The sequence below is a fragment of the Marinimicrobium sp. genome (assembly GCF_002695945.1).
Classification (GTDB): domain Bacteria; phylum Pseudomonadota; class Gammaproteobacteria; order Pseudomonadales; family Cellvibrionaceae; genus Marinimicrobium; species Marinimicrobium koreense.
In genome coordinates, this window is record NZ_NZQP01000042.1 from 1 (window position 1) to 24,868 (window position 24,868).

Below are 24,868 nucleotides of genomic sequence, written 5' to 3' on the forward strand. Positions count from 1 at the left end.
CCGCCAGGTCGGTTTCCGGGAGTAGGGCGATGAATTCCTCACCCCCGTAGCGGCCCAGCAAATCGGAGGGGCGCTGCAGACACCCTTTTATCGCTTGCGTGATCTGCTTGAGACAGCGGTCGCCCGCCGGGTGGCCGTAGTGATCGTTGTAGGGCTTGAAGTGGTCGACATCGATCATCAGTACGCTGGTGGGGGTCTGATGACGCACCGCGAGTCGCCAGTGTTGGTTGGCCTGATCGTTGAACGTCCGGCGGTTGAGAATCTGNGTAAGACTGTCGAGTTGGCTGAGGGCTTCCAACTCCGCATTCAACTGGTTGAGCTGGTCGCGCATCTCGGCAATCCGGGCCATGGCCCGGATCTTGGCCTTGATGATCACGGGGCTGACCGGTTTGATCAGATAGTCGTCGCCACCGGCCTCAATCCCTTCGCGATAGCTTTCGTCCTCGTTCTTCCCGGTCACGAAGATGATCGGCACCCAGTGTCCGCCGAGCCACTCCCGGATCAGGCGCGTGGTTTCAAAGCCGTTCAGGCCGGGCATCTCCACATCCATGATGATCAGATCGACCGGCGTGTCTTCCAGCAGCTGCAACGCCTCTTCTCCGCTGCGGGCAATGAGTGGCGTGTGGCCTGCCTCGCTGATGTACTGGGACATGGCGTGGCGCAAGGTGGCGCTGTCTTCGACCAGCAAAATCTTCATGAGCTGACGACTATCTCGCTTGTTATTGTTGAATGGACTTTTATGATCCTCTGTCCCGGGAATAAGTTTACGGGTTTACGGCTTCAGGGTCGATCGCCTTCGGTGGGAATTTCGATCTGGATCACGGCCCGGAACTGGCTTTTTCGCGGGGTTTTCGGTATGTTGTGCGACCATTTTCCCCGTAGCCGTTCCGGCCCTGATTTAACCTGACTCCTACAGACTGCCTGTGATGACCGAGTTCGACGATATTCGTCCCTATGATGATCATGAAGTTCGCCCCACCCTGGAGCGATTANTGACCAACCCTGAATTGGCAGACGCCGTAGCGCGTCTCAAGTTCCCTCGGGCGGCCGGTCCCCTGGGCTGGTTGTTGCGCCCGTTGGTGCAGAAAGCCATGCGCCGGCAGATGCGCGGTGTGGACACCATTCTGGGCTTTCAGGAGGTGGTCAAGGGCTACATGCAGCGGATGATTGCCGATACCACCACCGAGCTCACCACCTCGGGGCTGGACCGGCTGGACCCGAACGGCGCCTACCTGTTCGTCAGCAACCACCGGGATATCGCCATGGACCCGGCGTTTGTGAATTGGACCCTGTACCACGGCGGCTTCAATACCCTGCGCATCGCCATTGGTGACAACCTGCTCACCAAGGACTATGTGTCGGATCTGATGCGGCTTAACAAGAGCTTCATCGTGAATCGTTCGGCGCGCGCACCGCGGGAGAAGCTCAAGGCTGCAAAGAAACTGTCCGCCTACATTCATCACTCAATTGCCGAAGATCACGCCAATATCTGGATCGCCCAGCGCGAGGGGCGGGCCAAAGACGGCAAGGACAAGACCAACTCGGCGGTCGTGGGCATGTTCAGCCTCAGTCGACCCAAGAGCCAGCCCTTTGCCGAATACGTCCGCGAACTGAAGATCGTCCCGGTCTCCATTTCCTACGAGTGGGATCCCTGTGATGCCGCCAAGGCTCGTGAGCTGCATCAGCAGCGCACCAGTGGTGGCTACCAGAAGGCCGAGCACGAAGATGTGAAAAGCATCGCCATGGGCATCGCCGGCCAGAAAGGGCATGTGCATGTCGCTTTTGGGGACGTGCTCGACGGAGACTACGAGGATACCGACGCGGTGGTGGCGGAGATCGATCGGCAGATTCTGGACAACTACGTTCTCCATGCGACCAACTGTCTGGCCTGGGAGCGCCTGAATGGCGACTTGCCGGACATGGAGTACGGATATCCGCCCAAAACCTTCTCCCCGGAGGACTTGGGAGAAGTGCGTCAGCGGTTTGAGTTGCATCTGGCCAATATCCCGGCGGATCATCGCGCCTTGGTCTTGGACATGTACGCCAATCCGGTCGCGGCCAAGCTCGACCGGCGCTGAGTATGCTCACCGACGCGGTCAAACAACAGATTCAGACGGCCTACCGCCAGTTCCTCCAGAACCGGGAGCTGAACGCGCGCTACGGTCAGAAACTGATGATCGCCGAAATNGCNCGNACCCTCGGTGGTATTGAGCTGAATGANGAGGGCGANCGCGAANGCCGGGGGCATGTCTGTGTGATCGAGGCCGGCACCGGCACCGGNAAGACGGTGGGCTANCTGTTGCCGGCATTGATCATCGCCAANGCGCTGGGNAAAAANCTCGTGGTGTCTACCGCAACGGTGGCGCTACAGGANCAGGTGGTGAACAAAGACCTGCCGGAGCTCAAGCGTCACAGTGANCTGTCNTTCAGCTTCACCCTGGCCAAGGGGCGCGGGCGCTATGTGTGCCTGAGCAAGCTCGATAATCTCCTCAGCACCATCCACGAAGGCCTGGACCCGACCCGTCCGCTGTATGAAGACGAGCTGCCCGCCGTGGATGAGCGGGCNGTCAAAATCTATGACTCCATGGTCGATGCCCTGGCGCAAAACCGCTGGGACGGCGAGCGCGACAGCTGGCCCGACGGTATCGAGCAGGAGGATTGGCAGCGGGTGACCACCGACCACCGCCAGTGTACCGGCCGTCGCTGCTCGAACGTGTCGGTGTGCAGTTTTTTCCGGGCCCGGGAGGCGCTGCACACCGCCGACTGTATCGTCACCAATCACGATCTGGTACTGGCCGATCTGGCGCTCGGCGGCGGGGCCATTCTGCCCAGCCCCGAAGACAGCATTTACGTGTTTGACGAAGGCCACCAATTGCCCACCAAGGCGCTGAATCACTTTGCCCATCACAGCCGTGTGGTCAGCACCGTGCGCTGGCTGGATCAGTGCAACAAGGCGCTGGGNACCATGCTGGGCCACATCAGTGGCGCGGGCAATGTCGACCGCTTTGCCGAACANTTGCCGGCGGCCCTGATGGACTGCAAGCAGCGGCTNGAGCAACTGCANCCGGCCCTGGANGCGNTGGCGCAGGAAGTGGCCCTGGACGACCGNCAGAGTCACTATCGATTCCCCGGGGGGCAGTTGCCGGAGTCGCTGGTGTTGCCCTCGGTCGAGCTGCACCGGGGNTTTGACCGGCTGNCGGACCTGCTCGATAAAATNGTCGCGGANGTCAGTGAAGCCATGGANGATGCCCACTGCCCGGTGCCCAAAGTGGACCTCGAACAGCACTATCCGGCGCTNGGGGCCTGGCAGGCCCGGGCCGAGGCCAACCGGGAGCTCTGGTTCAGCTACGCCACTCCGGANGACAAAGACGAGGTGCCGCGGGCGCGCTGGTTGACCCCCGTGGANGCGGGAGCCGGCATTGATATTGAGGTCTGTTCCAGTCCCATTCTGGCCGCGGGTACNCTGGCGAAAAGCCTNTGGTACCGCTGCTGCGGCGCNGTGGTNACCTCGGCGACACTGGCGGCTCTGGGGCGNTTTGACCGGTTCCAGATGCGCGCCGGTACCCCCAAGGATAGCCANTACGCGCAGATGCCCAGCCCGTTNGATTTCTCCCAGGCGAGCCTGGAAGTGCCGGCCTGGGCGGTGGANGCGGGTGACGCCCTNCGGCACACCGAATCCCTGGTCACNGGGCTNCCCGATCTGCTNNACCCGGGTGAGGGCAGTCTGGTCCTGTTTTCCTCCCGTCGACAGATGCTCGATGTNTACGANCAGTTGCCTGATGAGTGGCGCGAGCGCATTCTGGTCCAGGGTGACAAGTCCAAGCAGGCCATGCTCGATACCCANCGGGAGCGGATNGACGCGNGGCAGGGCAGNGTNCTGTTTGGTCTGGCGAGCTTTGCCGAGGGNGTGGACCTGCCGGGCGANTACTGCCGGCACGTGGTGATTGCCAAGCTGCCCTTTTCCGTGCCGGATGATCCNATCGAAGCGGCGCTGGCCGAATGGGTGGAGGCCCGGGGCGGCAATGCCTTTATGGAGATCACCGTNCCGGACGCCTCGCTGCGCCTGATTCAGGCCTGTGGCCGTCTGCTGCGCAATGAGAGCGACAGCGGCANGATNACGCTGCTNGANCGNCGCGTGGTCACNAAGCGCTATGGCAANGCGCTGCTCAATTCATTACCGCCTTTCAAGCGAGTGATTGCATGACCGATATTCACAGAGAGTTGGCCGAAACCCTGTTTGAGCTTGAGCGCGAGTTGCGCGCGCTCGCCNTGTGGGATGAGNCGCCGCCAAACCCCGAAGCCCTGGCCAGCACCCAGCCGTTNGCGGTGGATACGCTGGAGCTGTACCAGTGGCTGCAGTTCGTGTTCATTCCCAGGCTGTATCGGCTGGTGGAGCACCGGATGGNGCTGCCGGAGAGCTGTTCGGTCTCGCCCATGGCGGANGAGTATTTCCGGCCTCGCCCGGAAAGCGGCGAGGCCGTGATTGCGGTGTTGGAGCGGATCGATATCCTGGTTACATCTGCTCCATAACCTCAATACCCAGCAGCTCCAGCCCCTGNGCCANCGTGCGTGACACCAGATCACACAGGCGCAGNCGGCTGGCGCGCAACTCGGCAGGAACCCCGTCTTTCAGCACCGGGCAGGCTTCGTAGAAGCGCATATACAGGCTGGCGAGGTCGTACAGGTAGGTGCACAGCAGGTGCGGCATGGCATCCCGGGCCACCTGATCCAGCGCCTCGCTGAACTGCAGCAGCTTGATGGCCAGCGCCCGCTCCTCGGNNTCCACCAGTTGAATCGCCTCGGACAGNCTGTCCGGNTGNACGCCGGCGCGCCGNAAAATNCTGCGCACTCGGGTATAGGCGTATTGCAGGTAAGGGGCGGTGTTGCCGTCAAAGCTGAGCATCGCATCCCAGTTGAAGACGTAATCGTTGGTGCGGGTTTTACTCAGGTCCGCGTACTTGACCGCACCNATNCCCACTTTGCGGCCGATCTCGGTCATGGCCTCCGGGCTCAATTCGGTGTTTTTCTCCCGAACCAGTGCGGCGGCCCGTTCGGCGGCCTCATCCAGCAGTTCGGCGAGTTTGACGGTGCCGCCGCTGCGGGTTTTGAACGGTTTACCGTCCGAGCCCATCATGGTGCCGAAGGCGTGATGNTCCAGGCTGACGTTCTCACCNACGAAGCCGGCTTTGCGGGCGACGGTGAACACCTGCTGCATATGCAGGGACTGGCGGGCATCGATAAAGTACATCAAGCGGTTGGCACCCAGTTCGCCCGCCCGAAAGCGCAGGGCCGCCAGATCGGTGGTGGCGTAGAGATAACCACCGCCCTGTTTTTGAATGATCACCGGTGAGGGGTTGCCGTCTTTGTCTGCCAGCTCCTCCAGGAACACCACTTTGGCGCCCTGATCCTCCACCGCAAGCCCCTTTTCCTCGAGCTCGGCCACCAGNGGGGCCAGATCGTCGTTGTAGAAACTCTCGCCGCGCACATCCTCNGGGCGGAGGGTGACNTTCAGCTTTTCGTAGATCTCCTGACTGTGATCCAGGGAGACCGAGCGGAACTGCTCCCANAGNGCCAGCACATCGNTATTCCCGGANTGCAGCTTGACCACATAGTCCCGGGCCTTGTCGGCNAACGCCGGNTCNTCGTCGAAGTGCCGNTTGGCCTGCTGGTAGAACACNTCCAGGTCGCTCAGGGCCATGGTGGCCTCGCGATTNTCCGCCAGTTGNTCTTCNAGCTCGGCGATCAACATGCCGAACTGGGTGCCCCAGTCGCCGACGTGGTTCTGGCGGATGACCTGGTGGCCCTGAAAGCTCAACAAGCGGGCCAGAGCGTCNCCNATGATGGTGGAGCGCAGGTGGCCCACGTGCATTTCCTTGGCCAGGTTCGGGGAGGAGTAGTCCACCACCGCCGTCTGTGGCTCGGCCACGGGGGCGATGCCCAGNCGGGTNTCATCGGCCGCCTTNCCCANCTGCTGGCTCAACCACTCCGGTGCCAGGTGAATATTGATGAACCCGGGNCCNGCAATNTCGACCTTCTCCGCAATACCGTCCAGCTCCAGGTGGCGCATGATCTCACCNGCGAGCTCCCGAGGGTTGGTCTTCATGGCCTTGGCNGCGCCCATCGCGCCATTGGCCTGNTAGTCACCAAAGCCGGGCTTTTTGCTCGGAGAGACCATCGGGGGGTGCTGGAAGGGGATATGAGCAGACAGCATGGCCTGCTGGACCTTGTGGTTCAGTAAATCGCGAATATTCATAGTCACTATGTGTGGTTTGGGCGAACGCGGGATTGTAACCGGCCAGCTCGGCGTGTGTCATCTATTGCTGCTACTATTCAGGCATAAATTGGCGGTCAGAGTGCAAACCGGAGGAAGAGACCCGATGACTGAGCGACTGAACGGTCAGAATGGCCAGGCACCGACGGTCCTGGTGGTGGGCGGAACCAGTGGGATCAATCGCGGCATCGCCGAGGGCTTTGCTCGCGATGGGGCTCGAGTCGCCGTGGTCAGCCGTTCCGAAGACAAGGTGCGCGCCACCCTGGANGCGCTGCGAGCNCTGGGCGCCGAGGCCGAGGGGTTCACGGCGGATGTCCGTGCCCCTGAAGCCCTGCAGCAGGGGGTGGCCGGGCTCTGCGACCGGTGGGGGCCTCTGGATGTGGTGGTCTCCGGTGCGGCGGGCAACTTCCCGGCGCTGGCCTCGGGTATGTCGGCCAATGCCTTTCGCTCGGTGGTGGAGATTGATCTTCTGGGCAGCTTTCATGTACTTCAGGCGGTCTACCCCCACCTGCGCCGTCCCTCATCGGTTATTCAGATCTCAGCCCCCCAGGCGGTTCTGCCCATGGTGGGGCAGTCCCACGTCTGTGCGGCCAAAGCGGGGGTGGATATGTTGACCCGAACCCTGGCCCAGGAGTGGGGGGCGGAAGGAATCCGAGTAAATTCGGTGCTCCCCGGCCCGATCGAGCACACTGAGGGCATGAAACGTCTCGCCCCCTCACCCGAACTACAGGAACAGGTTGCCGCATCGGTACCACTGAAACGGCTCGGACAGGCGGAGGACATTTATCGGGCCTGCCGGTTTTTGGCCTCCGCGGATGCCGACTTCATTACCGGCGCGGTGTTGCCGGTCGATGGCGGTTGGTCGCTGTCGGGCGCCTCGCGGGTGGGCGATGCCCTGGCGGAAGCGCTCAAGCGCTGACCCACAACCCGCTCTTCGGAGTGTCATGTTCGAGCGGGAGTGTCAACGCCTGCCCAGCGGGCCGGTGGTTGTTGGCACGGGCTCCCGAGGCGTCTCACAATCTCCTGAAACCCCTTGTCTTCTCAGCGCATCGCGCGCTGCCTGTTTTGACACGCCCCACCTTTTCTGACCATCGTTAAACTGGGACGAACACTCGCGACCATTCTGCCAGAGTACCTCCTCAGGCGGCCAGGGCCACGCCCTGAAGCTTCAACCAAGGGATGACGTTGCCGCCGGACAATAAACCGAATAATGACAGCAATGAGTGAGGTCACCGCTATGAATAGGCGCCTTTTGGGATTCGGCATTCTGTTTTTTGCCACATCAGTTACCGCGCAGAACTATCCACCACCGAGCACCACGCCCACCGAAAGTGCGGTCAGTGTCGGGGCAGGCAGCTATCTCAGCGAATGGGATAGTCGAGTCGATGCCGCGATCCCGGACAACCGGGATGTGCAGCAGACGCAGCACATTACCTCCAACCTTGAGGGGCAACCGATCCCGACCAACGACTGGTGGAGCTCTCTGGTGTGGGCGGGGGTGAACGAGCCCTGGTTGGATTGGGGGACGCGTGGTAGCCACAACGTCAGTTATGCCCATCCGTTCGCACTGAAAGCGCAACGCAATGGGATGCGGCTTTATTCTCCAAACAAGAGTGATTACTGGACGGCGGATTATGCCTTCGTCGGAGCCATGCCAGACCCGGTGGAAGAGTGGGTGGACGGTACGCCCACCCCGCTGTTTGATACGGTCTACTTCAAAGACCTGGATTTCGTTCTGGGCAACAGTGCCGCCGATGACAACCTGAACGCGAAGGTTCACGATTTCAGCGATTGGTTTGTGACGACCCGAATGGAGGCACCGGGCGCGTCCATGGACCTGACTTTCGGGCATGGGTCACCCTATGTGTTTGCCCACTACGAAACCGGGAATCCGACGCTGGAGTTTTCCACCGACAGTACCGCCCCCGATGCGGCCGTCGCGCAGGTCTGGGCGGGCTCGGAGAACACACCGGTGTTGGGGTTCACCGTGGAGGGGCGTCACTACGCGGCTTTTGCGCCGGAAGGGACCTCTTGGGAAGGGTTGGGCACGGCCACCATTACCGCCAACTTACCCCAGACAGATCGTTACTTCAGTGTCGCGGCCTTGCCGGATCCAGACGCCCTGGCACTGTTTGAGCGGTACGCCTACAACCACGTGACGCACTCGGAGGTCAGTTGGGACTACCGTCAGAATGAGAGCGCCGTGGTCACCACCTATCAGGTCGAAACGGAAAACCATGTCGAAAGCGAGGCGCCTGGCACGTTGTTCGGATTGTATCCGCACCAGTGGCGCAAATTGGCCGACGGTGTGACCTTTACCGGGGATGCCTATTACACGCCGCGCGGTGATATGAAGCTGGCCGAGGGCAATGGTTTTACCACCCGGGCGAGGTTCCAGGGGGTTATTCCGGAGCTGCCAAGGCTCGAGAGCGAGGCTGATCTGGAACGGCTGTCGGGGCTGGTTGAATCCGTGCGTCGAGAGACGTTCACCCACCGCGATACCTATTACACCGGGAAGCGGCTCGGCAAGCTGGCTACCCTGGTGCCGCTGGCTCGACAGTCCGGTAACACCGACGCCGGGGAGCAGTTTCTCGATGAGCTCAAGTGGCGTCTGGAAGGCTGGCTGAAGGCGGATGTGATTGATGATCTGGAACCCTCGCCGTTTGCCAAAAACCTGTTTTACTACAATGACCACTGGGGAACGATGTTGGGTATCGATGCCAGCTTTGGAAGCATCGACCAGCTTAACGACCATCATTTTCATTACGGCTATTTTGTGCGAGCGGCGGCCGAGATTGCCCGCGTTGAACCCGAGTGGGCTTCGCCGGCGCAGTTTGGTGGCATGGTTGAATTGCTGATTCGGGATTACGCCAATTGGGAACGACCGGGACAATCCTCGACGCCGGAGGGGGCGATGTTTCCCTTTCTCCGCAACTTCGATATCTATGCGGGCCACTCCTGGGCGTCCGGGCACTCGCGCTTCGGTGCGGGGAATAACAACGAGTCCTCCTCCGAGGCGATGAACGCCTGGACGGCCATGATTCTCTGGGGTGAGTTGACCGGCAACACCGCCATGCGGGATGCGGGCATTTATCTGTACACCACGGAAAAAACCGCCATTCAGGAATACTGGAACGACGTGTATGAAGAAAACCTGCACGAGGATTTTACCAAGCCCATGGCGTCACTCATCTGGGGCGGTAAAACCGATTATGCCACCTGGTTCAGTGCCCGCCCCGAGGCCATGCACGGCATCATCTTGCTGCCGATTCAGTCCGGCTCGCTCTATCTTGGGGAATACCCCGACAACGTAAAGGCGAATTACGAGTTCCTGGAAAACAGTGTGGACCAGTTTGTCCAGTGGGATGCCATTTTCTATGCCTTTCAGGCCGCTTACGACCCCGATGGGGCGCTGGCCAACTTCAACGCAAACGAGGGCCTTATGGCGTCATCGGTCAGTGGCCCCGCGGCGCGCACCGAAGTGGGCAACTCCCTGGCCAACACCTTTTCCTGGATCAAAACGTTTGACCAGTATGGCCGTATCGACCGGGGCGTGTATTCAACCAACCATCCCACCGTCGCGGTGTTCAATGATGGCGATCTCAGAACCTATGTGGTCTATAACGCGGATCTGAGCAATGCCAAGGACGTTATGTTTAATGACGGTGTTGTGGTGCCGGTAGGGCCTGGTGAATTGGTTGTGCAGCAGGCCGTGATACCGGACTCCAATGTGCCAGAGGCGCCCGAACTCAACCGTGTTGCCGCTGAGAACTCGGCGTTGCGGGTGAATTTTTCACCGGTCGATGGCGCGACTGAATATCAGGTGGCTTACGGTGAAGTGGGGCAGCCGCACACGGCGATCATGGCGGCGGGCGATGCGACCGATTACGCCTTGACCAACCTGCAAAACGGAACCGAATACTACATTCAGATCAGAGCGACCAATCACTTTGGTGACGGTGCCTGGTCCGAAGCGCAGTATGCCACTCCGGGCTCCGGGGGTTCTGGTAGCAGCCAGTCGTCTTCCAGTTCTGACAGCTCATCCAGTGATTCCAGTTCGTCTAGTAGCCACTCTCAGAGCAGCTCCTCGTCCAGTCACTCCCAAAGCTCGTCGAGCAGCACGTCGTCCTCGGCCAGGTCCTCCGACGCCAGTAGCTCGACGCCACCAATGCCCGAGACTGGCGAGATCCAGATTACCTCCCTGAGCGACGGAGCGGTGCGGTTCAGCCTGCGCCTGGATGAAGAGAAAAATCAGGTTCATCTGTTTACCCGCCGTAACGGTCTTCAGGATTATGTGGTGATCGATCTGCACGCCCAGGCTGGCGGCGTAGCGGATAACGGTGATGGCACTTTCACTTATTCAGCGATTCGCGACGGCGCCTATTCGATCGGTGATCAGGTGGAGGCCCGGTTCTACACCTATACGCCCGACAGTGGCCAGGTGTTTTATCCCGGGCCGACGGACAATGTCTGGGCGTTGGCCAGCTACGAGCCGGGCGCTGCTTCATCCAGCAGCTCGTCAAGCAGTGCGTCGGATGTCTCATCATCGAGCAGCCCCTCATCGTCCTCCAGCTCGTCGTCGGTGGCCTACTCGGACGAAGCGGTCCTGCCCAACGGGGCGCCTGTCGAGTACACCACAAGCGCCCGGTATGAAGGCGGCGATGTGATCATTACCTTCACGACCGAGGAAGCGTTGAATTGGGCCTGGTGCTTTACGCCGGGCTGGAATGAGATGACCGCTGTGGACGATGGCCATTACGAGGTCCGGATCCCCGATCAAACCCCCGGAACGACGCTGACCTACTACTTTACCGTCAGCACTGCGACTCGCGGCGAGGGCAATAACAACAATGAGCCCCACCGCTTTGTGATTGAGTGATGGGGCGGGCGGGACTGCGTCCGGTCCTGGTCAGGGAGGGTGTTTGACGGTCCCGCCGGCGGTGCGCTACTGTCTTGACAGGTGGTGGCCACCGCCCACGCATTTCTGACCTTTAAGGAGGCGCTATGAGCACGTTAGCCAACCAGACCTGTGAGGCCTGCCGGGCCGATGCCCCCCGGTTATCCGACGCGCAGATTGCGGAGTTACAACCTGAGGCGCCAGAGTGGGAGTCGCTTGAAGTGGATGGCGAAAAACGCCTCAGGCGAGTGTTCAAGTTCAAGGACTTTGCCGAGGCCCTGGCGTTTACCCAGCGCGTCGGTGACCTGGCGGAAGAGGCCGATCACCACCCGGCGCTGTTGACCGAGTGGGGTAAGGTGACCGTTGACTGGTGGACCCACAAGATCGGTGGTCTGCACCACAATGACTTCATCATGGCGGCCAAGACAGACCGGGTCTATTCCTCCTAGACGGTCCTCTTAGCGGGTCCTCCTGGCGGGGCATTGCCTCACTCCCGGAGGGCCGATGATCTGAAATACCCTTCGCGCTGACTCCCTCAGTCCTGCCTTGCACCCTGGTGGTGCACGGCACGGCCTTCATGTTGTAATATGTGCCAGGTTGCCGGTCCCTGAGGCCGGTCTGTTTCATCATGGAGACCTTTGGAGGTCGGCTATGTGGCGAGTTATGGTTCCTGTAATCGGAGTCCTGGCTCTGTGGGCGGGCCTGGTGGCACCGTTGCAGGCTCGGGAGGTGCTGCATATGGTTTCCCGGGGCGATCACAACGCCCATTATACCGAAACCATGATCCGCCTGGCCCTGGACAAAGCCGGCTATGCCTATACCCTGGAAATCCACCCTGGCAACCTGACCGCCGCCCGGCAACAGCGGGATACCCGGGAAGGGCGCATCGACATCATGTGGTCGGCGACCTCCCGTGAGCTGGAAGAAACCTTGCTGCCGGTGCGTATTCCACTTTACAAGGGACTGATCGGGCACCGGATATTCATCACTCACCCTGAGCATATCGAACAGCTGAAAGCGGTGGAAAGCCTCGAGCAGTTGCGAGCCTTCAGTTACGGGCAGGGAGTGGGCTGGCCGGATTCCCGGATTCTGAAAGACAATGGGTTCGATGTGCGCGAGGAAAGCTTTGATCGGCTGATAAAAATGGTGCACGCCAAACGCTTTCAGCTATTCCCTCGTGGAGTGCACGAGCCGTGGAGTGAGGTGAGCAACCGGCCGGAACTCGAGCTGAGCATCGACGCGCACATTATGCTGGTCTACCCCATGCCGTTTTACCTGTTTGTTACCCCCGAGCACCCCGAGTTGGCCCAGGCACTTGAACGGGGTTTGATGCGCGCCGTTGAAGATGGCAGTTTTGATCAACTGTTTCGAAGCAGTCCCATGGTGCAGTCGGTTATCAATCGGGCGGGGATTGCCCAGCGTAAGGTTTTCTACCTGGAGAACCGCGCGTTGACTGAGCAGACGCCGCTGAGTGACCCACGCCTGTGGTTGTCTCTGGAAGAGCTGGTGCCGTCGTCCTGATCGACGCTGCGGGCCGATACGGAAAACGCCGCGCAAGCGCGGCGTCCAGTGGTCGGCTTGAGACGCAGGGCCCGGTCAGTCGGTCGTCTCAGCGTTGAGCAGCCGGTCGGCGGCCAGCGCGAGGAACATGAAGTTGCTGGCTCCGCCACCCAGTACATACTCCGATTGTTGCCAAAGGTAGGGAAACTCCTTCAACTCGGGAAAGTCCGGCTGGATCAGGGCCGTCCCCACAATCACACCGCCAGGAATATAGCTGTAATCCATGCGGTTCAGACCGTAGGCGGCGCGCTTGGACTTGGCGCCCACCCCGGTGGCGTAGGACTGGGCATTGGCCCCGGGGTTGGTGCCCAGCACGTAGTGCAGAATGTTCAGCAGATACTCCTTACCGAACGCCTCGGGGAAAGCCTTGTGTAAAAAGTACTGGGCAACGCCTTCGTGCTGCAATGTCCAGCCCCGGCCCCACAGCTGCATTTCAAAATCCAGTCCGTAGGGCGTGGCGTTCATTTTCTGTTGCAGCTCCCGATCGTACTCGGCGGCGGCGTTGCGCATGGCGTCGGTCAGGGCCGGGTCGTCCAGCTCGTGAACCACCCGGGCCACGGCCCAGCCGATCTGGCGGAACTGATCCAGAATATGATCGCGCTGATTCAGCAGGAACGAGCGGTACTCGGCTTTCCCCGTGGTGCGGAACAACTCGACGGCGGCTCGGATCTGCTCGTTGCGCTCAGTGGTGCTCTCCACGGCCCGCTCAACCCGCCACAAAGCTTCGGCCGCCGCCAGAGTACGCTCGGCCAGGTCATCGTCATAGCCGCGCATGGGGCCGACACTGGCGGCAATGTTGGCGATGGCATCGAACTCCCGGGCGGGGTTTTCCTCGGTGAAGACCCACCGATCATCGGGTAGCCCCGAATGGGTAGCGGTGCGCTCCTGCCGGCCCAGCGTCTTGTCGTAGATCAGGTTGTCGGTCTGACCGGAGAAGTCGCCGCCCATGACGTATTGAGTAAGGGTGGGCACGATAATGCCCCGGTACAGCCGTCCGAGTACTTCGTAACCGCCCACGACGGTCAGCAGGCCGTGCTCAATCTGTTGCAGGATGTCGGGCCGTCCGTCGGGCTCGCGTAGTTCGGTCAGGCGCAGTTCCTGATCAATCAGTGTGTTGTCGTGCTGAATACCAAACTCGTCGTAGGCGGCACTGAGAATAAAGACCTCGCCGGATTGGGACTCGATGCGGAAATCTTCATCCCCCGCGTCATACCAGCCGCCGCGGGTCAGCCCCGGGACATGCTCGCCGGGGGCAAAGTCCGTCAGCGTGCTGCTGCCCTGGACATAGCCGTCAAAGTGGTTGATGTCCGTTGGCGCCATCAGGGCATCGTCCCGGTGGCTGTCGTCATGCCAGAGCTTGTACTTTTCCTTGACCCGCATATGGCCCATCTGCACCGGCAGGAAGTACTCCAGGGTGGGCTGCCAGACGTTCTGGTCATAGACATTGCGGGCGATGCGGAACGGGTGGCTGCGGGTGTCGCCGAGCGCCAACTGATACAGCCCCTCCTCCTGCACCGAGGAAAAGTCGAACTGGTAGTAGCGGTAGCGCAGGAAGTCGCCCCACAGGGTGGGGGCCTGAGAGAAGACCTCCTGAGCGCCACTGGCGTCCAGCTTCAGCAACCGCAAGGGGTCACCCGGTGGCGCGTCCGGATCGGTTTCAATCACCGCCACTTTATTCTGCTCGGGGTGATAACCCACCATGGAGTGCTGGATAACCGGCTCGCGGGGCCAGCCATCCACCACGTTGGGGGGGATTCGCCAGGATACGGCATTGGTGGTGGCGCCCGCCTCGATCGGGCTGCGCAGCGTGAACCAGCCGTTCTGGTGCTGGACCCGGCCATCGAGCAGTTGCAGTTCCCCCTTGAGGCTCTCAATCTGCAGGCGCATCGGGTCGGACTCCGGCGCTACGGTCAGCCTTTGGCCGCTCGCCAGAGGGGCAGGCTGGGCGCGGTGGTGCGCCAGCGGGACCAGGCCGGCCCGCTCACCGTCGGAGACAATTTTCGGTGTGGGCGTCGAGTCGGCCGGCGCGGTCACCCCGTAGGGTTGGCGCGGGAAAATACCCGTGGCGTCGTCCATGATCCAGCTCTTGCCAAACAGGTCGGCGGGGTAGAGTTCCAACTGAAAGCCCACCTTTCCGGCCCACTCCTCGGGAAGCGGCGACTTGAGATCAACCTGAACCAGAAGGTCGTCCCCTTCGGCTCGAACCCGCAGGTCGTACTCCAGGGTCAGGTCCGGGTAGTCGAGCGGATTGAACCCGGTGCGGTGCTGGCGTTCGTCGGGGTACTTCAGTGTCGCCACGATTTCGCCATTTTCCCGGTCCACCGTGCGACTCAGCAGGCGGGGCACCGGAGACCATTGCCCCGGGGTCAACTCCAGGCGCAGGTCGCCATTGGACGCCAGGCGGTTGTCGTGACTGACCAGAATCAGTCCACTTTGTCGGCTCTCGGGCGAGGTGTCCTGGAACACCATAAGGCCGACGCCCTGTTGCTCGAAGTAACCCTGGTCGTTGAGGGCGAAGCCGCTCTGGGACGGTGCCGGGGTGTCTGAGGAATTGCCGCAGCCGCTGAGCGCTGTGCTCAGGGCCAGACCGAATAGAATCTGCCGGGTATGCATGGGACTGGGTCTCCGGTTATTGGAATTATGAATACTTGGGCGTAGTGTAGTTGTCAGTGCGAACATAAGTCAGCTTTGGCGCGCAAGTCAACTTAGGCCTCTCTGTGGCTGGCTCTCAGAGCACTTGTCGCTTGCTAAGTTGGCGTATTTCGCTAATATCCCCGTCACTACCAGCGATGTATCCAGGGGGTTGAGTGAAGTCAGACGTTTCGGCAGAAGAAGTATTCCGGCAGTTGGCTGACAGTCTGGCACTCAACGACTCGCCCGATTTTTTTCTGAATCTTTGTCAGCGTCTGACCGAGCTTCTGGGTGTCGATCACGCTCTGATTGCCGAAGTGTTTCCCGAGCTGGCTCAGGCGCGCACCCTGGCCGTATGGTCCCGGGGGCAGCCCGTCGACAATTTTTCCTACCCTCTGGCGGGCAGCCCCTGTGAGACCGTGGTGGGCTCCAGCGCCTGCCTCTACCCCGCGAGCGTAGGCTCCCACTTTCCCGATGATGAAATGCTGCAGACAATGCGGGTGGAGGGCTATTTCGGGTTTCCCATGACCTCCCAGGACGGATCGGCGATGGGGCTGATCGCGCTGCTGAGTGATGCGCCCATGGTGTTGCCCGGTGTGGCCGAGGAAGTGCTGCGTATCGCCGCCGCTCAGGCTGGCGCTGAGCTGGGACGACGCCGCGCCGAGGAGTCGCTGCTGGAGAGCGAACGGCGGCTACACACCTTGATGAATCATCTACCCGGGATGGCCTACCGTTGCCGTAACGACGCCGATTGGACCATGGAGTTTGTCAGCCAGGGCGCGCGTGTACTGACCGGCTATCCACCCGAAGCGTTGATTGAGAGCCAGCAGATCGCTTTTGTGCAACTCATTCATCAGGCCGATCGGGTCAGGGTTAATGAAGAAGTTCAGGCCTGCGTTACCGCAGGCAGGCCGTACCGGGTGGTCTACCGGCTGATCAATGCGCACGGCGAGGTACGCTGGGTGTGGGAGCAGGGGCAGGGGGTGTTCAGCCCCGACCGAAGCGAGGTGTTGCTGGAGGGGTTTATCTCCGATATCACCGAGCAGCATGAATCCGAACGGGTTCAGGAGGCGGTTGTGCAGACGGCGACGGCGATTACCAGTCGTCTCGGCGCGGACTTCTTTCAGCAACTGGTGCTTCACCTGACTCGCGCGCTGGACGCCGACGTGGGGTTTGTCGCTACCCTTCAGGGTGACGATGAGATGGAGACTCTGGCGCGGGTGGTAGCCGGTCAGCCGGTGGAAAATGTTCACTATCGGCTGGAAGGTTCTCATTGTGCGGAAGTGCTGTCCAAAGGCGAGAGTGTCGGCGCGTTCGATCCGCCAATCCGTATTCCCCATCCGAGAGGAGGGCAGCCTGTATTGGCCCGCAGCTATGTAGGGCGGCGCCTGGACAGCGCCAACGGTGAGCCGATTGGCTCCCTGATGGTGATTTATAGTCACTCCACCCCGGATCTGAACCTGGCGACGTCCGTGCTCCGAATTCTGGCGGTGGGGGCGGCCGGGGAGTTGGAACGCCAGACCAATGACCGGCGTATTTATCAGTTGGCTTATGTCGACGGTACCACCGCACTACCCAATCGAATTCACTTCATGGAGCGCCTCGGTAGCGCCCTGCAGCACGCCGAACAATCCGGAGAATCCCTAAGCCTGGTTTTCCTCGACCTGAAACGTTTCAAGGAAATCAATGATGTCCTGGGCCACGATACCGGCGATCAACTGCTGGCCGCGGTAGCCCGTCGGTTGGAACAGGCATGCCGGGTCGATGAGTTTCTGGCGCGCCTGTCCGGTGATGAGTTTGCCCTGCTGGTACCCAATTTGGGCGCCGACGGCTTGCCCGCGGTAATAGAGCGCTGCCACCAGTGCCTGGCCCGCCCGGTCTACGCGGCAGGGCGGGAGTTCTCGCTCGATGTGAATATCGGGGCCGCCTGCTACCCGGTGGATGCAATGACCGCGGCCGATCTGTTCCAATGTGCCAGTGTAGCCATGCATGAGGCCAAGCGCAGTGGTGGCGATGCCTGCATCTTCGATGTGTCGATCGCCGAGGCGCTCAATCGCCGTAGAGCGCTGGCGGAGCGTTTCGCCCGGGCCCTGGTGGAGAACCGGTTGACCCTGCATTATCAGCCCCAGGTCGACCTGGTGACCGGTGCTCTGGTGGGTGCGGAAGTGCTCTGTCGCTGGAAGGATGAGCACTGGGGGTGGGTGAACCCATCGGAGTTCATTCCGCTAGCAGAGGAGCGCGGCCTGATTCAGGAGCTCGGGCATTGGGTGCTCAGTTCGGCGAGTCGCCAGTGGGCCGCCTGGCATTCTCAGGGCTTGCGCTTTCCGGGGCGGTTGTCGGTGAATATCTCGGCGCTTCAGTTTACTGACCTGTCTCTGGCTGAAGAGATCAAAGCGATGGCGGCGCCGGTCCCCCCTGAGGCGATCGGTCTGGAGTTGACCGAAAGCGGGTTTATGCGTGATCCCGAGCTCGCGGTTGAAATCACCGAGCGTTTGCGCCAGGCGGGCTTTGCCTTGTCGATTGATGATTTCGGCACCGGCTACTCGTCGTTGAGTTACTTGCGCCGATTTGCGGCGGATACCCTCAAGATCGACATGTCGTTCGTGTGCGATATGCTCGAGAATCAGAGTGATTACACCATCGTGACCACGATCGTGGCCATGGCGCACAGCCTGGGCATGATGACGGTGGCGGAAGGGGTGGAAACCCGGGCCCAGGCGGACGCCTTGACCCGGCTAGGGTGTGATCGGGCTCAGGGTTTCCTTTACGACCGCCCCTTGGACAGTCAGCGATTCGCCGCGCGCTGGCTGACTCCCGAGTAGGGCACCGGTCAAATCATCCGATAGCGTTCGTCAACCTGTTCGATGCCGGTGATCGGCTTCATCAGGTTGCGCAGAATGCCGTCCTCAATACTGTAAATCCAGCCGTGAACGGTCAGCTCCTGACCGCGTTTCCAGGCGTTCTGTACGATGTTGGTGTGGGTGACGTTGGCCACCTGCTCCATGACATTCAGCTCGCACATCCGGTCCAGGCGCTGGGTGTCGTCGGCGATCTCATCCATCGCGTCCTGATGTTTCAGATACACCTCCCGGATATTGCGCACCCAGTAATCCAGCAACCCGTACTGCTGGTTGGCCAGTGCCGCTTTGACTCCACCGCAGCCGTAATGGCCAGTGACCATAATGTGTTTGACTTTAAGGTATTCGACGGCGAACTGCATGACCGAAAGACAGTTCAGGTCGGTCTGAATGACCAGGTTGGCGACGTTGCGGTGGACAAACAGCTCCCCGGGCATCAAACCGACGATTTCGTTGGCCGGCACCCGGCTGTCCGCGCAGCCGATCCAGAGATATTCCGGTGCCTGTTGCTTGGACAGGGTGGCAAAAAACTGCGGGTCTTCCGCCTTGATCTGGTCTGCCCAGGCACGGTTGTTCTGGAAAAGTTCTTCGAGTTCGGGCATGCAGCCTCCTTTACCGTCGTTCGGCGGATTATAGCAGCCGGTAGGCCTGAACGGAGCCGGGTGGTAAAGTGTCGACACATTCTGGTGTGAGGAGCGCGGCGGTGAGTGAGTCCAAAACCCTGTATTGGCACGATTATGAAACCTGGGGTGAGGTTCCCGCCCAAGATCGTCCCAGCCAGTTTGCCGGCGTTCGCACCGATGAAAACCTGAACATCATCGGCGACCCCCTGATGCTCTACTGCCGACCAGTGGTCGACTGTCTACCCAAACCGGAAGCCTGCCTGGTCACCGGCATTACACCGCAAATGGCGCTGGAGAAAGGCGTCGCCGAACCGGAGTTTATTGCCACCATCATGGCGGAGCTGGGCCAGCCTGGCACCTGTGGCGTGGGGTATAATTCGATCCGTTTTGATGATGAGGTAACCCGCTATACCCTGTACCGCAATTTCTACGACCCTTATGAGCGCGAGTGGCGCAATGGTAATTCGCGCTGGGACCTGATTGATGTAGTGCGCATGACCCGGGCACTGCGGCCCGAGGGTATCCAGTGGCCGGATTACGACAACGGTAAACCCTGCTTCAAACTGGAGAAGTTGACCGAGGCCAACGGCCTGGATCACGCCGCCGCGCACGATGCACTCTCAGATGTGTACGCCACCATCGCCATGGCCCGCCTGGTTCGGGATCGGCAGCCAAAATTGTATGAGCACGCCTATCGCCTGCGGGACAAACGGTTTGCCGCCGGGTTTATTGATATTGATGGTCATCGCCCGCTGTTGCACATTTCCGGCATGTACCCGGCCGAACGCGGTAACGCGGCGCTGGTACTACCGTTGGCGCTGCATCCGGCGAACAAGAACAGCGTGCTCGTGTTCGATCTGTCGGAATCGCCCGAGGATCTGCTGTCGGCCTCGGAGGACTCCCTACGTGAGCGCCTGTTTACCCGCTCAGAGGACCTGCCGGAAGGCACGCGGCGGCCAGCGCTCAAAGAAGTGCACCTGAACAAGACGCCGATGATCGCCCCGGCCAACACCCTGGATGAGCGCACCGCTCGGCGCCTGGGTATCGACAAGGCCCAGGCGGAAGTTCATTGGCGGCAACTGGCCGACCTGACCCTCAGTGAGCAGCAACGGCTTCGGGCCAAGTTGCAGAGCATCTATCGGGCGCCGGGCTTCGAGCCGCGCACCGATCCCGATCAGCAGCTATACGACGGCTTTTTTGATGACCATGACAAGAAGCTGATGACCGAGCTGCGCCGTGCTCAGCCCGAGGCGCTCGCGGCCAATGTGTTTGATTTTCATGACCAGCGCCTGCCGGAGCTGCTGTTCCGCTACCGGGGGCGGCATTTTCCGGACAGCCTCTCCGACGAAGAGCGTCGACAGTGGCGCGACTTCTGCTATCGGCGGCTGACCGATCCGGCCGCGGGTGCCGGGCTGACCTGGGACCAGTTACTGGCGAGACTTGGGGCGCTGCGCGCCGAAGGCGTGAGTGCAGAGCAGGAGCGGGTCCTGGTCGCGCTGGAGCATTACGCGCGCGGACAGCTCGACGCGATGGGCTCTTAGTCAATCTCCTTGAGCCACTCAAGGTGCACCCCGACGCTGTCTTTGTCGCTGGACACCCAGACATCCTGTTCACTGATGTTGAACTGCAGAACCATGCCGCGCTCCACCATGCCAGCGAGCTGCTGCAGCGCCTCATCTGGCAGGGCCCTGACACTGAGGTTGCGATAGCGTGCCAGGGCCCGCTCCTGTTGCTGCCACCAGACCCGGACGCTGTTCTCGCCGTAGGCGAACACCTGCACCTGTCTGGCGCGATTGCAGGCTTTACGAAGCCACTTCTCATCCGGAGTGCCAAAGGCCACCCACAGTTCGATGTCGCCCACCAGGTTCCGGCGGGACAGCTCCGGCTCTTCGTCCTCTGAGCTCAGACTGCTCGAAAAGGTCAGGTCATCGGAGGCATTGAGGGCAAAGGCCAGCAGCCGCACCATCAGGCGCTGGTCGTTTTCCGACGGGTGCCGGGCCAGGGTCAGGGCATGACTCTGGTAGTAGTGCCGGTTCATGTCGGCTATCTCAAGGCGTGCCTTGATCACGGTTGCATTGGTGGCCATGGGTCTCTCGCTGTCCGGACGCGGGGTTGGGAGAAGTGTACACGCTTCCCCGGTCAAATGCGGCGAATTCGCCCCCAGGGCTATGGGATTTCAAGGCAATCGCGGGTACAATGTGCGCCGCTTTGAGGCCGTCCCCAGGGCGTGAAACCTCCATGAAGTACTGATTCTCAGCGGGAGCACTCTATGTCATCCATCAAGAAAGTGGTTTTGGCCTACTCCGGTGGCCTGGACACCTCGGTCATCGTCAAGTGGCTGCAGGAAACCTACAACTGTGAAGTGGTGACCTTCACCGCCGATATCGGCCAGGGTGAAGAAGTGGAGCCCGCGCGGGCCAAGGCCCAGGCGCTGGGTGTGAAGGAAATCTACATCGACGATCTGCGCGAGGAATACGTGCGCGACTTCGTCTTCCCGATGTTCCGCGCCAACGCCATTTACGAGGGCGAGTACCTGCTGGGTACCTCCATTGCCCGGCCGCTGATCTCCAAGCGCCTGATCGAAATCGCCAATGAGACCGGTGCCGATGCCATCTCCCACGGCGCCACCGGTAAGGGCAACGACCAGGTGCGCTTCGAGCTGGGCGCCTACGCCCTCAAGCCCGGCGTCAAGGTCATTGCGCCTTGGCGCGAGTGGGACCTGAACTCCCGCGACAAGCTGATGGCGTACTGCGAAGAGCACAACATCCCCGTGGATTTCTCCAAGGGCAAGAAAAAGTCGCCCTATTCCATGGACGCCAACCTGCTGCACATCTCCTATGAGGGCGGCGTATTGGAAGACCCCTGGACCGAAGCCGAGGAAGATATGTGGCGCTGGAGCGTCTCTCCGGAAGCGGCCCCGGATCAGCCCACCTATATTGATCTGACTTACGAAAAAGGCGATATTGTGGCCATTGACGGAGAGCGCCTGTCGCCCGCCACCGTGCTGGAGCGCCTGAACAAGGTGGCCGGTGACAACGGCATCGGTCGTCTGGATATCGTAGAGAACCGCTACGTGGGCATGAAGTCCCGCGGCTGCTACGAAACCCCCGGCGGTACCGTGATGATGAAGGCGCATCGGGCGATCGAGTCCATCACCCTGGACCGCGAAGTGGCCCACCTGAAGGACGAGCTGATGCCCAAGTACGCCGAGCTGATCTATAACGGCTACTGGTGGAGCCCGGAGCGTCAGATGCTGCAGACTGCCATCGATCAGACGCAGGAGCACGTTAACGGTGACGTGCGTCTGAAATTGTACAAAGGGGGCGTACACGTTGTGGGCCGTCGTTCGGCGGAAAGCCTGTTCGACGAGAAAGTCGCCACGTTTGAGGACGATGCCGGCGCCTACGACCAGAAAGATGCGGAAGGCTTCATCAAACTGAATGCTCTGCGCATGCGTATTGCCGCCAATAAAGGCCGCAAACTGCGTTAATACCCGGGGCGAGCGCCCCGGCTTCGCCCCGCTCCGCGGGGCAACCCACCACTAATAACAATTCCACAACGACTGACGAACCGCGTTTTTTTGACTAAGGTCAAGAAGGCTGGCTGCGCTTTGCGCGACAATGCCCGCGCCAGACGCCTGCCCGAGTTGTCGGCTCGGTGCTCGTGTGCGTATACGCTGGGTGGAATAACAATTTGATCTGCAATAATGGGAAAGACCTATGAGTAGTAATCTGACAGCGGCCGGGGATCATCCGGTGTACGACTATAAGGTCGTGCGTCAGTTCTCCATCATGACGATTGTCTGGGGCATTGTCGGTATGGGGGTTGGCGTGTTGATCGCGGCGCAATTGGTGTGGCCGGCACTGAATGATCTGGTGCAGCCGTTCACCCACTTCGGCCGGCTGCGGCCCCTGCACACCAACGCGGTGATTTTCGCGTTTGGCGGCTGTGCCTTGATGGCCACCTCCTACTACGTGGTTCAGCGGACCTGTCAGGCGCCGCTGTTTGGCGGTTGGCTGGTGCCGTTCACCTTCTGGGGGTGGCAAGCGGTCATCGTTCTGGCCGCCATCACTCTGCCCATGGGACTGACCAGTTCCAAGGAGTATGCCGAGCTGGAGTGGCCGATTGATATCCTGATCGCGGTGGTCTGGATCAGCTACGCCATCGTGTTTTTCGGCACCATTGCCAAGCGCAAAACCTCCCACATCTATGTGGCCAACTGGTTCTATGGTGGCTTCATTCTCACCGTTGCGGTACTGCATGTGGTCAATAGCGCGGCCATTCCGGTGGCCTGGTTCAAGTCATACTCGGCCTATGCCGGTGCCGCCGATGCCATGATTCAGTGGTGGTATGGTCACAACGCGGTGGGCTTTTTCTTGACCGCAGGCTTCCTGGGCATGATGTACTACTTCGTACCCAAGCAGGCGAATCGTCCGGTGTACTCCTACCAGTTGTCCATTGTTCACTTCTGGGCGCTGATCTCGGTCTACATCTGGGCTGGTTCCCACCACCTGCACTATTCCGCGCTGCCGGACTGGGCCCAGAGTCTGGGCATGGTGATGTCCCTGATCCTGCTGGCGCCGAGCTGGGGCGGAATGATCAACGGTATCATGACGCTCTCCGGTGCCTGGCATAAGCTGCGCACTGACCCGACCCTGCGTTTCCTGGTGGTGTCACTGTCCTTCTACGGCATGTCCACTTTTGAAGGACCGATGATGTCCATCAAAACCGTGAACGCCCTGTCCCACAATACCGACTGGACCATTGGCCATGTGCACTCTGGTGCCCTGGGCTGGGTTGCGATGATTTCCATTGGTGCCATTTATCACCTGCTGCCGATCCTGTTTGGCAAAAAGGAAATGTACAGCGTCAAGTGGATCAATATCCACTTCTGGTTGGCGACCATCGGCACGGTCCTGTACATCGCCTCCATGTGGGTCAACGGCATCATGCAGGGGCTTATGTGGCGCGCCTTCAACGCCGATGGCACCTTGACGTACAGTTTTATTGAATCGGTGATCGCCAGCTACCCGGGTTACTTCGTACGCTTTGTGGGCGGTGCCATTTTCCTGTCAGGTATGGTGTTGATGGCCTTCAACGCCTGGCGCACTGCCGCGAGCTCGACCTCTGTGGCGGGTGAAGACAACTTGACTCAGCCTCAAGCGGTTTAAGGGAGCGGTCCATGAAATATCATGATGTAGTTGAAAAAAATATTGGCTTAATGACCGTGCTGATGGTTGTTGCCATCAGTTTCGGTGGTCTGGTTCAGATCGTTCCGCAATTCTTCCTCAAGGAAACCACCGAGCCGGTGGCCGGGCTGAAGCCCTTGGCCCCGCTGGAGCTTGAAGGGCGGGATATTTATATTCGCGAAGGCTGCCACGTCTGTCATACCCAGATGGTTCGTCCCCTGCGCGCGGAGGTAGAGCGCTACGGGCACTACTCGGTGGCCGGCGAACACGTTTACGAACACCCCTTCCTGTGGGGCTCCAAGCGCACCGGGCCGGATCTGGCGCGAGTGGGTGGTCGGTACTCCGACGACTGGCACAAAGCCCATTTGTACAACCCGCGCACCGTGGTGCCTGAGTCCAACATGCCCGCTTTTCCGTGGCTCTATGACAACAAGCTGACCGGCGAGCACACCGAAGCGAAAATGCGCGGTTTGCGCAAAGTGGGTGTGCCTTATACCGACGAGGATATCGAAGGTGCGGGTGAAGAGGTCAAGGGCGTAACGGAAATGGATGCCCTGGTCGCCTACCTGCAGCAGTTGGGCACTTTGCTGACCGAGAAGCGGTGATTTATGGATCAGGGTACTTTGGGCGCAATATCAACGGTTCTGGTCACCATCGCTTTCATCGGCATCTGCTGGTGGGCTTTTTCGCCCCGTCGGAAAAAGCGCTTTGATGACGCGGCCAATTTGCCCTTTGCCGATGAAGACCAGAACAAACAAGCTTCGGAGTCGCCCGACTCCGAGGAACAGAATGAACAGGCGGATCATCACGCCGGTGATGAGACTGACAGGCGGAACTGA

General features: G+C 60.5%; 18 protein-coding genes. 13 read left to right on the top strand and 5 right to left on the bottom strand.

Annotated features, from left to right (window positions below):
* Positions 1-697 (bottom strand): GGDEF domain-containing response regulator (locus CMG77_RS09735; protein WP_286904287.1); only part of this gene is annotated, 697 nt, incomplete at its 3' end.
* 466 nt (positions 698-1,163) lie between these two features.
* Here CMG77_RS09735 and CMG77_RS09740 point away from each other — a divergent pair.
* The 3 genes from CMG77_RS09740 (at position 1,164) to CMG77_RS09750 (ending at position 4,530) form a co-directional block, all read left to right on the top strand.
* The gene (locus tag CMG77_RS09740) at positions 1,164-2,078 is read left to right on the top strand and encodes a 1-acyl-sn-glycerol-3-phosphate acyltransferase (RefSeq protein ID WP_502691829.1); all 915 of its coding nucleotides are present in this window, start codon (positions 1,164-1,166) and stop codon (positions 2,076-2,078) included.
* Positions 2,079-2,080: 2 nt separating this feature from the next.
* The gene (gene dinG / locus CMG77_RS09745; RefSeq protein WP_286904291.1) at positions 2,081-4,204 is read left to right on the top strand and encodes an ATP-dependent DNA helicase DinG; all 2,124 of its coding nucleotides are present in this window, start codon (positions 2,081-2,083) and stop codon (positions 4,202-4,204) included.
* The gene (locus CMG77_RS09750; RefSeq protein WP_286904293.1) at positions 4,201-4,530 is read left to right on the top strand and encodes a YqcC family protein; all 330 of its coding nucleotides are present in this window, start codon (positions 4,201-4,203) and stop codon (positions 4,528-4,530) included. Before dinG ends, CMG77_RS09750 begins: the two co-directional genes overlap by 4 nt.
* Here CMG77_RS09750 and argS read toward each other — a convergent pair.
* Positions 4,514-6,253 carry an arginine--tRNA ligase gene (gene argS, locus CMG77_RS09755; protein ID WP_286904295.1) on the bottom strand — a complete coding sequence of 580 codons (1,740 nt, stop codon included), beginning with the start codon at positions 6,251-6,253 and terminating at the stop codon, positions 4,514-4,516. The genes CMG77_RS09750 and argS overlap by 17 nt on opposite strands.
* 124 nt (positions 6,254-6,377) lie before the next feature.
* On the opposite strand from argS, the gene CMG77_RS09760 reads away from it, so the two are divergent.
* From CMG77_RS09760 to CMG77_RS09775, 4 genes are all read left to right on the top strand, one after another.
* Positions 6,378-7,190, top strand: coding sequence for an SDR family oxidoreductase (locus tag CMG77_RS09760; RefSeq protein ID WP_286904297.1), 813 nt, complete (start codon positions 6,378-6,380; stop codon positions 7,188-7,190).
* Between the two features lie 318 nt (positions 7,191-7,508).
* Positions 7,509-11,150, top strand: a complete 3,642-nt coding sequence (locus CMG77_RS09765; RefSeq protein WP_286806005.1) for a glycosyl hydrolase — start codon at positions 7,509-7,511, stop codon at positions 11,148-11,150.
* 125 nt (positions 11,151-11,275) lie between these two features.
* On the top strand, positions 11,276-11,617 hold the full coding sequence (locus CMG77_RS09770) for a 4a-hydroxytetrahydrobiopterin dehydratase (protein ID WP_286806003.1): 342 nt from the start codon (positions 11,276-11,278) through the stop codon (positions 11,615-11,617).
* 214 nt (positions 11,618-11,831) lie between these two features.
* Entirely contained in the window at positions 11,832-12,689 is an 858-nt protein-coding gene (locus CMG77_RS09775) for a transporter substrate-binding domain-containing protein (protein WP_024459468.1), read from the top strand.
* Between the two features lie 75 nt (positions 12,690-12,764).
* Here CMG77_RS09775 and CMG77_RS09780 read toward each other — a convergent pair whose 3' ends face one another.
* The gene (locus tag CMG77_RS09780) at positions 12,765-15,341 is read right to left on the bottom strand and encodes a glycoside hydrolase family 9 protein (protein ID WP_286904298.1); all 2,577 of its coding nucleotides are present in this window, start codon (positions 15,339-15,341) and stop codon (positions 12,765-12,767) included.
* Positions 15,342-15,535: 194 nt separating this feature from the next.
* On the opposite strand from CMG77_RS09780, the gene CMG77_RS09785 reads away from it, so the two are divergent.
* Positions 15,536-18,181, top strand: coding sequence for a putative bifunctional diguanylate cyclase/phosphodiesterase (locus tag CMG77_RS09785; protein ID WP_286806000.1), 2,646 nt, complete (start codon positions 15,536-15,538; stop codon positions 18,179-18,181).
* 8 nt (positions 18,182-18,189) lie between these two features.
* Here CMG77_RS09785 and can read toward each other — a convergent pair whose 3' ends face one another.
* Positions 18,190-18,819 (bottom strand): carbonate dehydratase, encoded by a 630-nt coding sequence (can, locus tag CMG77_RS09790; protein ID WP_123636796.1) that lies wholly within the window; start codon positions 18,817-18,819, stop codon positions 18,190-18,192.
* Between the two features lie 101 nt (positions 18,820-18,920).
* Here can and sbcB point away from each other — a divergent pair, with 101 nt between their 5' ends.
* Positions 18,921-20,381 carry an exodeoxyribonuclease I gene (gene sbcB / locus CMG77_RS09795; RefSeq protein WP_286805997.1) on the top strand — a complete coding sequence of 487 codons (1,461 nt, stop codon included), beginning with the start codon at positions 18,921-18,923 and terminating at the stop codon, positions 20,379-20,381.
* On the opposite strand, the gene CMG77_RS09800 is transcribed toward sbcB, so the two are convergent.
* Complete coding sequence (locus CMG77_RS09800) at positions 20,378-20,926, bottom strand: YaeQ family protein (RefSeq protein WP_024459472.1); 549 nt, start codon at positions 20,924-20,926, stop codon at positions 20,378-20,380. The genes sbcB and CMG77_RS09800 overlap by 4 nt on opposite strands.
* 183 nt (positions 20,927-21,109) lie before the next feature.
* Here CMG77_RS09800 and CMG77_RS09805 point away from each other — a divergent pair, with 183 nt between their 5' ends.
* The 4 genes from CMG77_RS09805 (at position 21,110) to CMG77_RS09820 (ending at position 24,868) form a co-directional block, all read left to right on the top strand.
* Entirely contained in the window at positions 21,110-22,330 is a 1,221-nt protein-coding gene (locus CMG77_RS09805; protein WP_024459473.1) for an argininosuccinate synthase, read from the top strand.
* 229 nt (positions 22,331-22,559) lie between these two features.
* Positions 22,560-24,011: a cytochrome-c oxidase, cbb3-type subunit I gene (gene ccoN / locus CMG77_RS09810; protein ID WP_123636798.1), complete on the top strand. Its 1,452-nt coding sequence runs from the start codon at positions 22,560-22,562 to the stop codon at positions 24,009-24,011.
* A gap of 11 nt (positions 24,012-24,022) precedes the next feature.
* Positions 24,023-24,634, top strand: coding sequence for a cytochrome-c oxidase, cbb3-type subunit II (ccoO, locus tag CMG77_RS09815; protein WP_024459475.1), 612 nt, complete (start codon positions 24,023-24,025; stop codon positions 24,632-24,634).
* Positions 24,635-24,637: 3 nt separating this feature from the next.
* Positions 24,638-24,868 (top strand): CcoQ/FixQ family Cbb3-type cytochrome c oxidase assembly chaperone, encoded by a 231-nt coding sequence (locus tag CMG77_RS09820; protein WP_024459476.1) that lies wholly within the window; start codon positions 24,638-24,640, stop codon positions 24,866-24,868.

Bases quoted from the DNA above. Each gene is read 5' to 3' on its own strand.
- CMG77_RS09740 (WP_502691829.1), top strand. From the start codon at position 1,164: ATGATTGCCGATACCACCACCGAGCTCACCACCTCGGGGCTGGACCGG.
- CMG77_RS09765 (WP_286806005.1), top strand. From the start codon at position 7,509: ATGAATAGGCGCCTTTTGGGATTCGGCATTCTGTTTTTTGCCACATCA.
- CMG77_RS09770 (WP_286806003.1), top strand. From the start codon at position 11,276: ATGAGCACGTTAGCCAACCAGACCTGTGAGGCCTGCCGGGCCGATGCC.
- CMG77_RS09775 (WP_024459468.1), top strand. From the start codon at position 11,832: ATGGTTCCTGTAATCGGAGTCCTGGCTCTGTGGGCGGGCCTGGTGGCA.
- CMG77_RS09780 (WP_286904298.1), bottom strand. From the start codon at position 15,341: ATGCATACCCGGCAGATTCTATTCGGTCTGGCCCTGAGCACAGCGCTC.
- can (WP_123636796.1), bottom strand. From the start codon at position 18,819: ATGCCCGAACTCGAAGAACTTTTCCAGAACAACCGTGCCTGGGCAGAC.
- CMG77_RS09800 (WP_024459472.1), bottom strand. From the start codon at position 20,926: ATGGCCACCAATGCAACCGTGATCAAGGCACGCCTTGAGATAGCCGAC.
- CMG77_RS09805 (WP_024459473.1), top strand. From the start codon at position 21,110: ATGTCATCCATCAAGAAAGTGGTTTTGGCCTACTCCGGTGGCCTGGAC.
- ccoN (WP_123636798.1), top strand. From the start codon at position 22,560: ATGAGTAGTAATCTGACAGCGGCCGGGGATCATCCGGTGTACGACTAT.
- ccoO (WP_024459475.1), top strand. From the start codon at position 24,023: ATGAAATATCATGATGTAGTTGAAAAAAATATTGGCTTAATGACCGTG.
- CMG77_RS09820 (WP_024459476.1), top strand. From the start codon at position 24,638: ATGGATCAGGGTACTTTGGGCGCAATATCAACGGTTCTGGTCACCATC.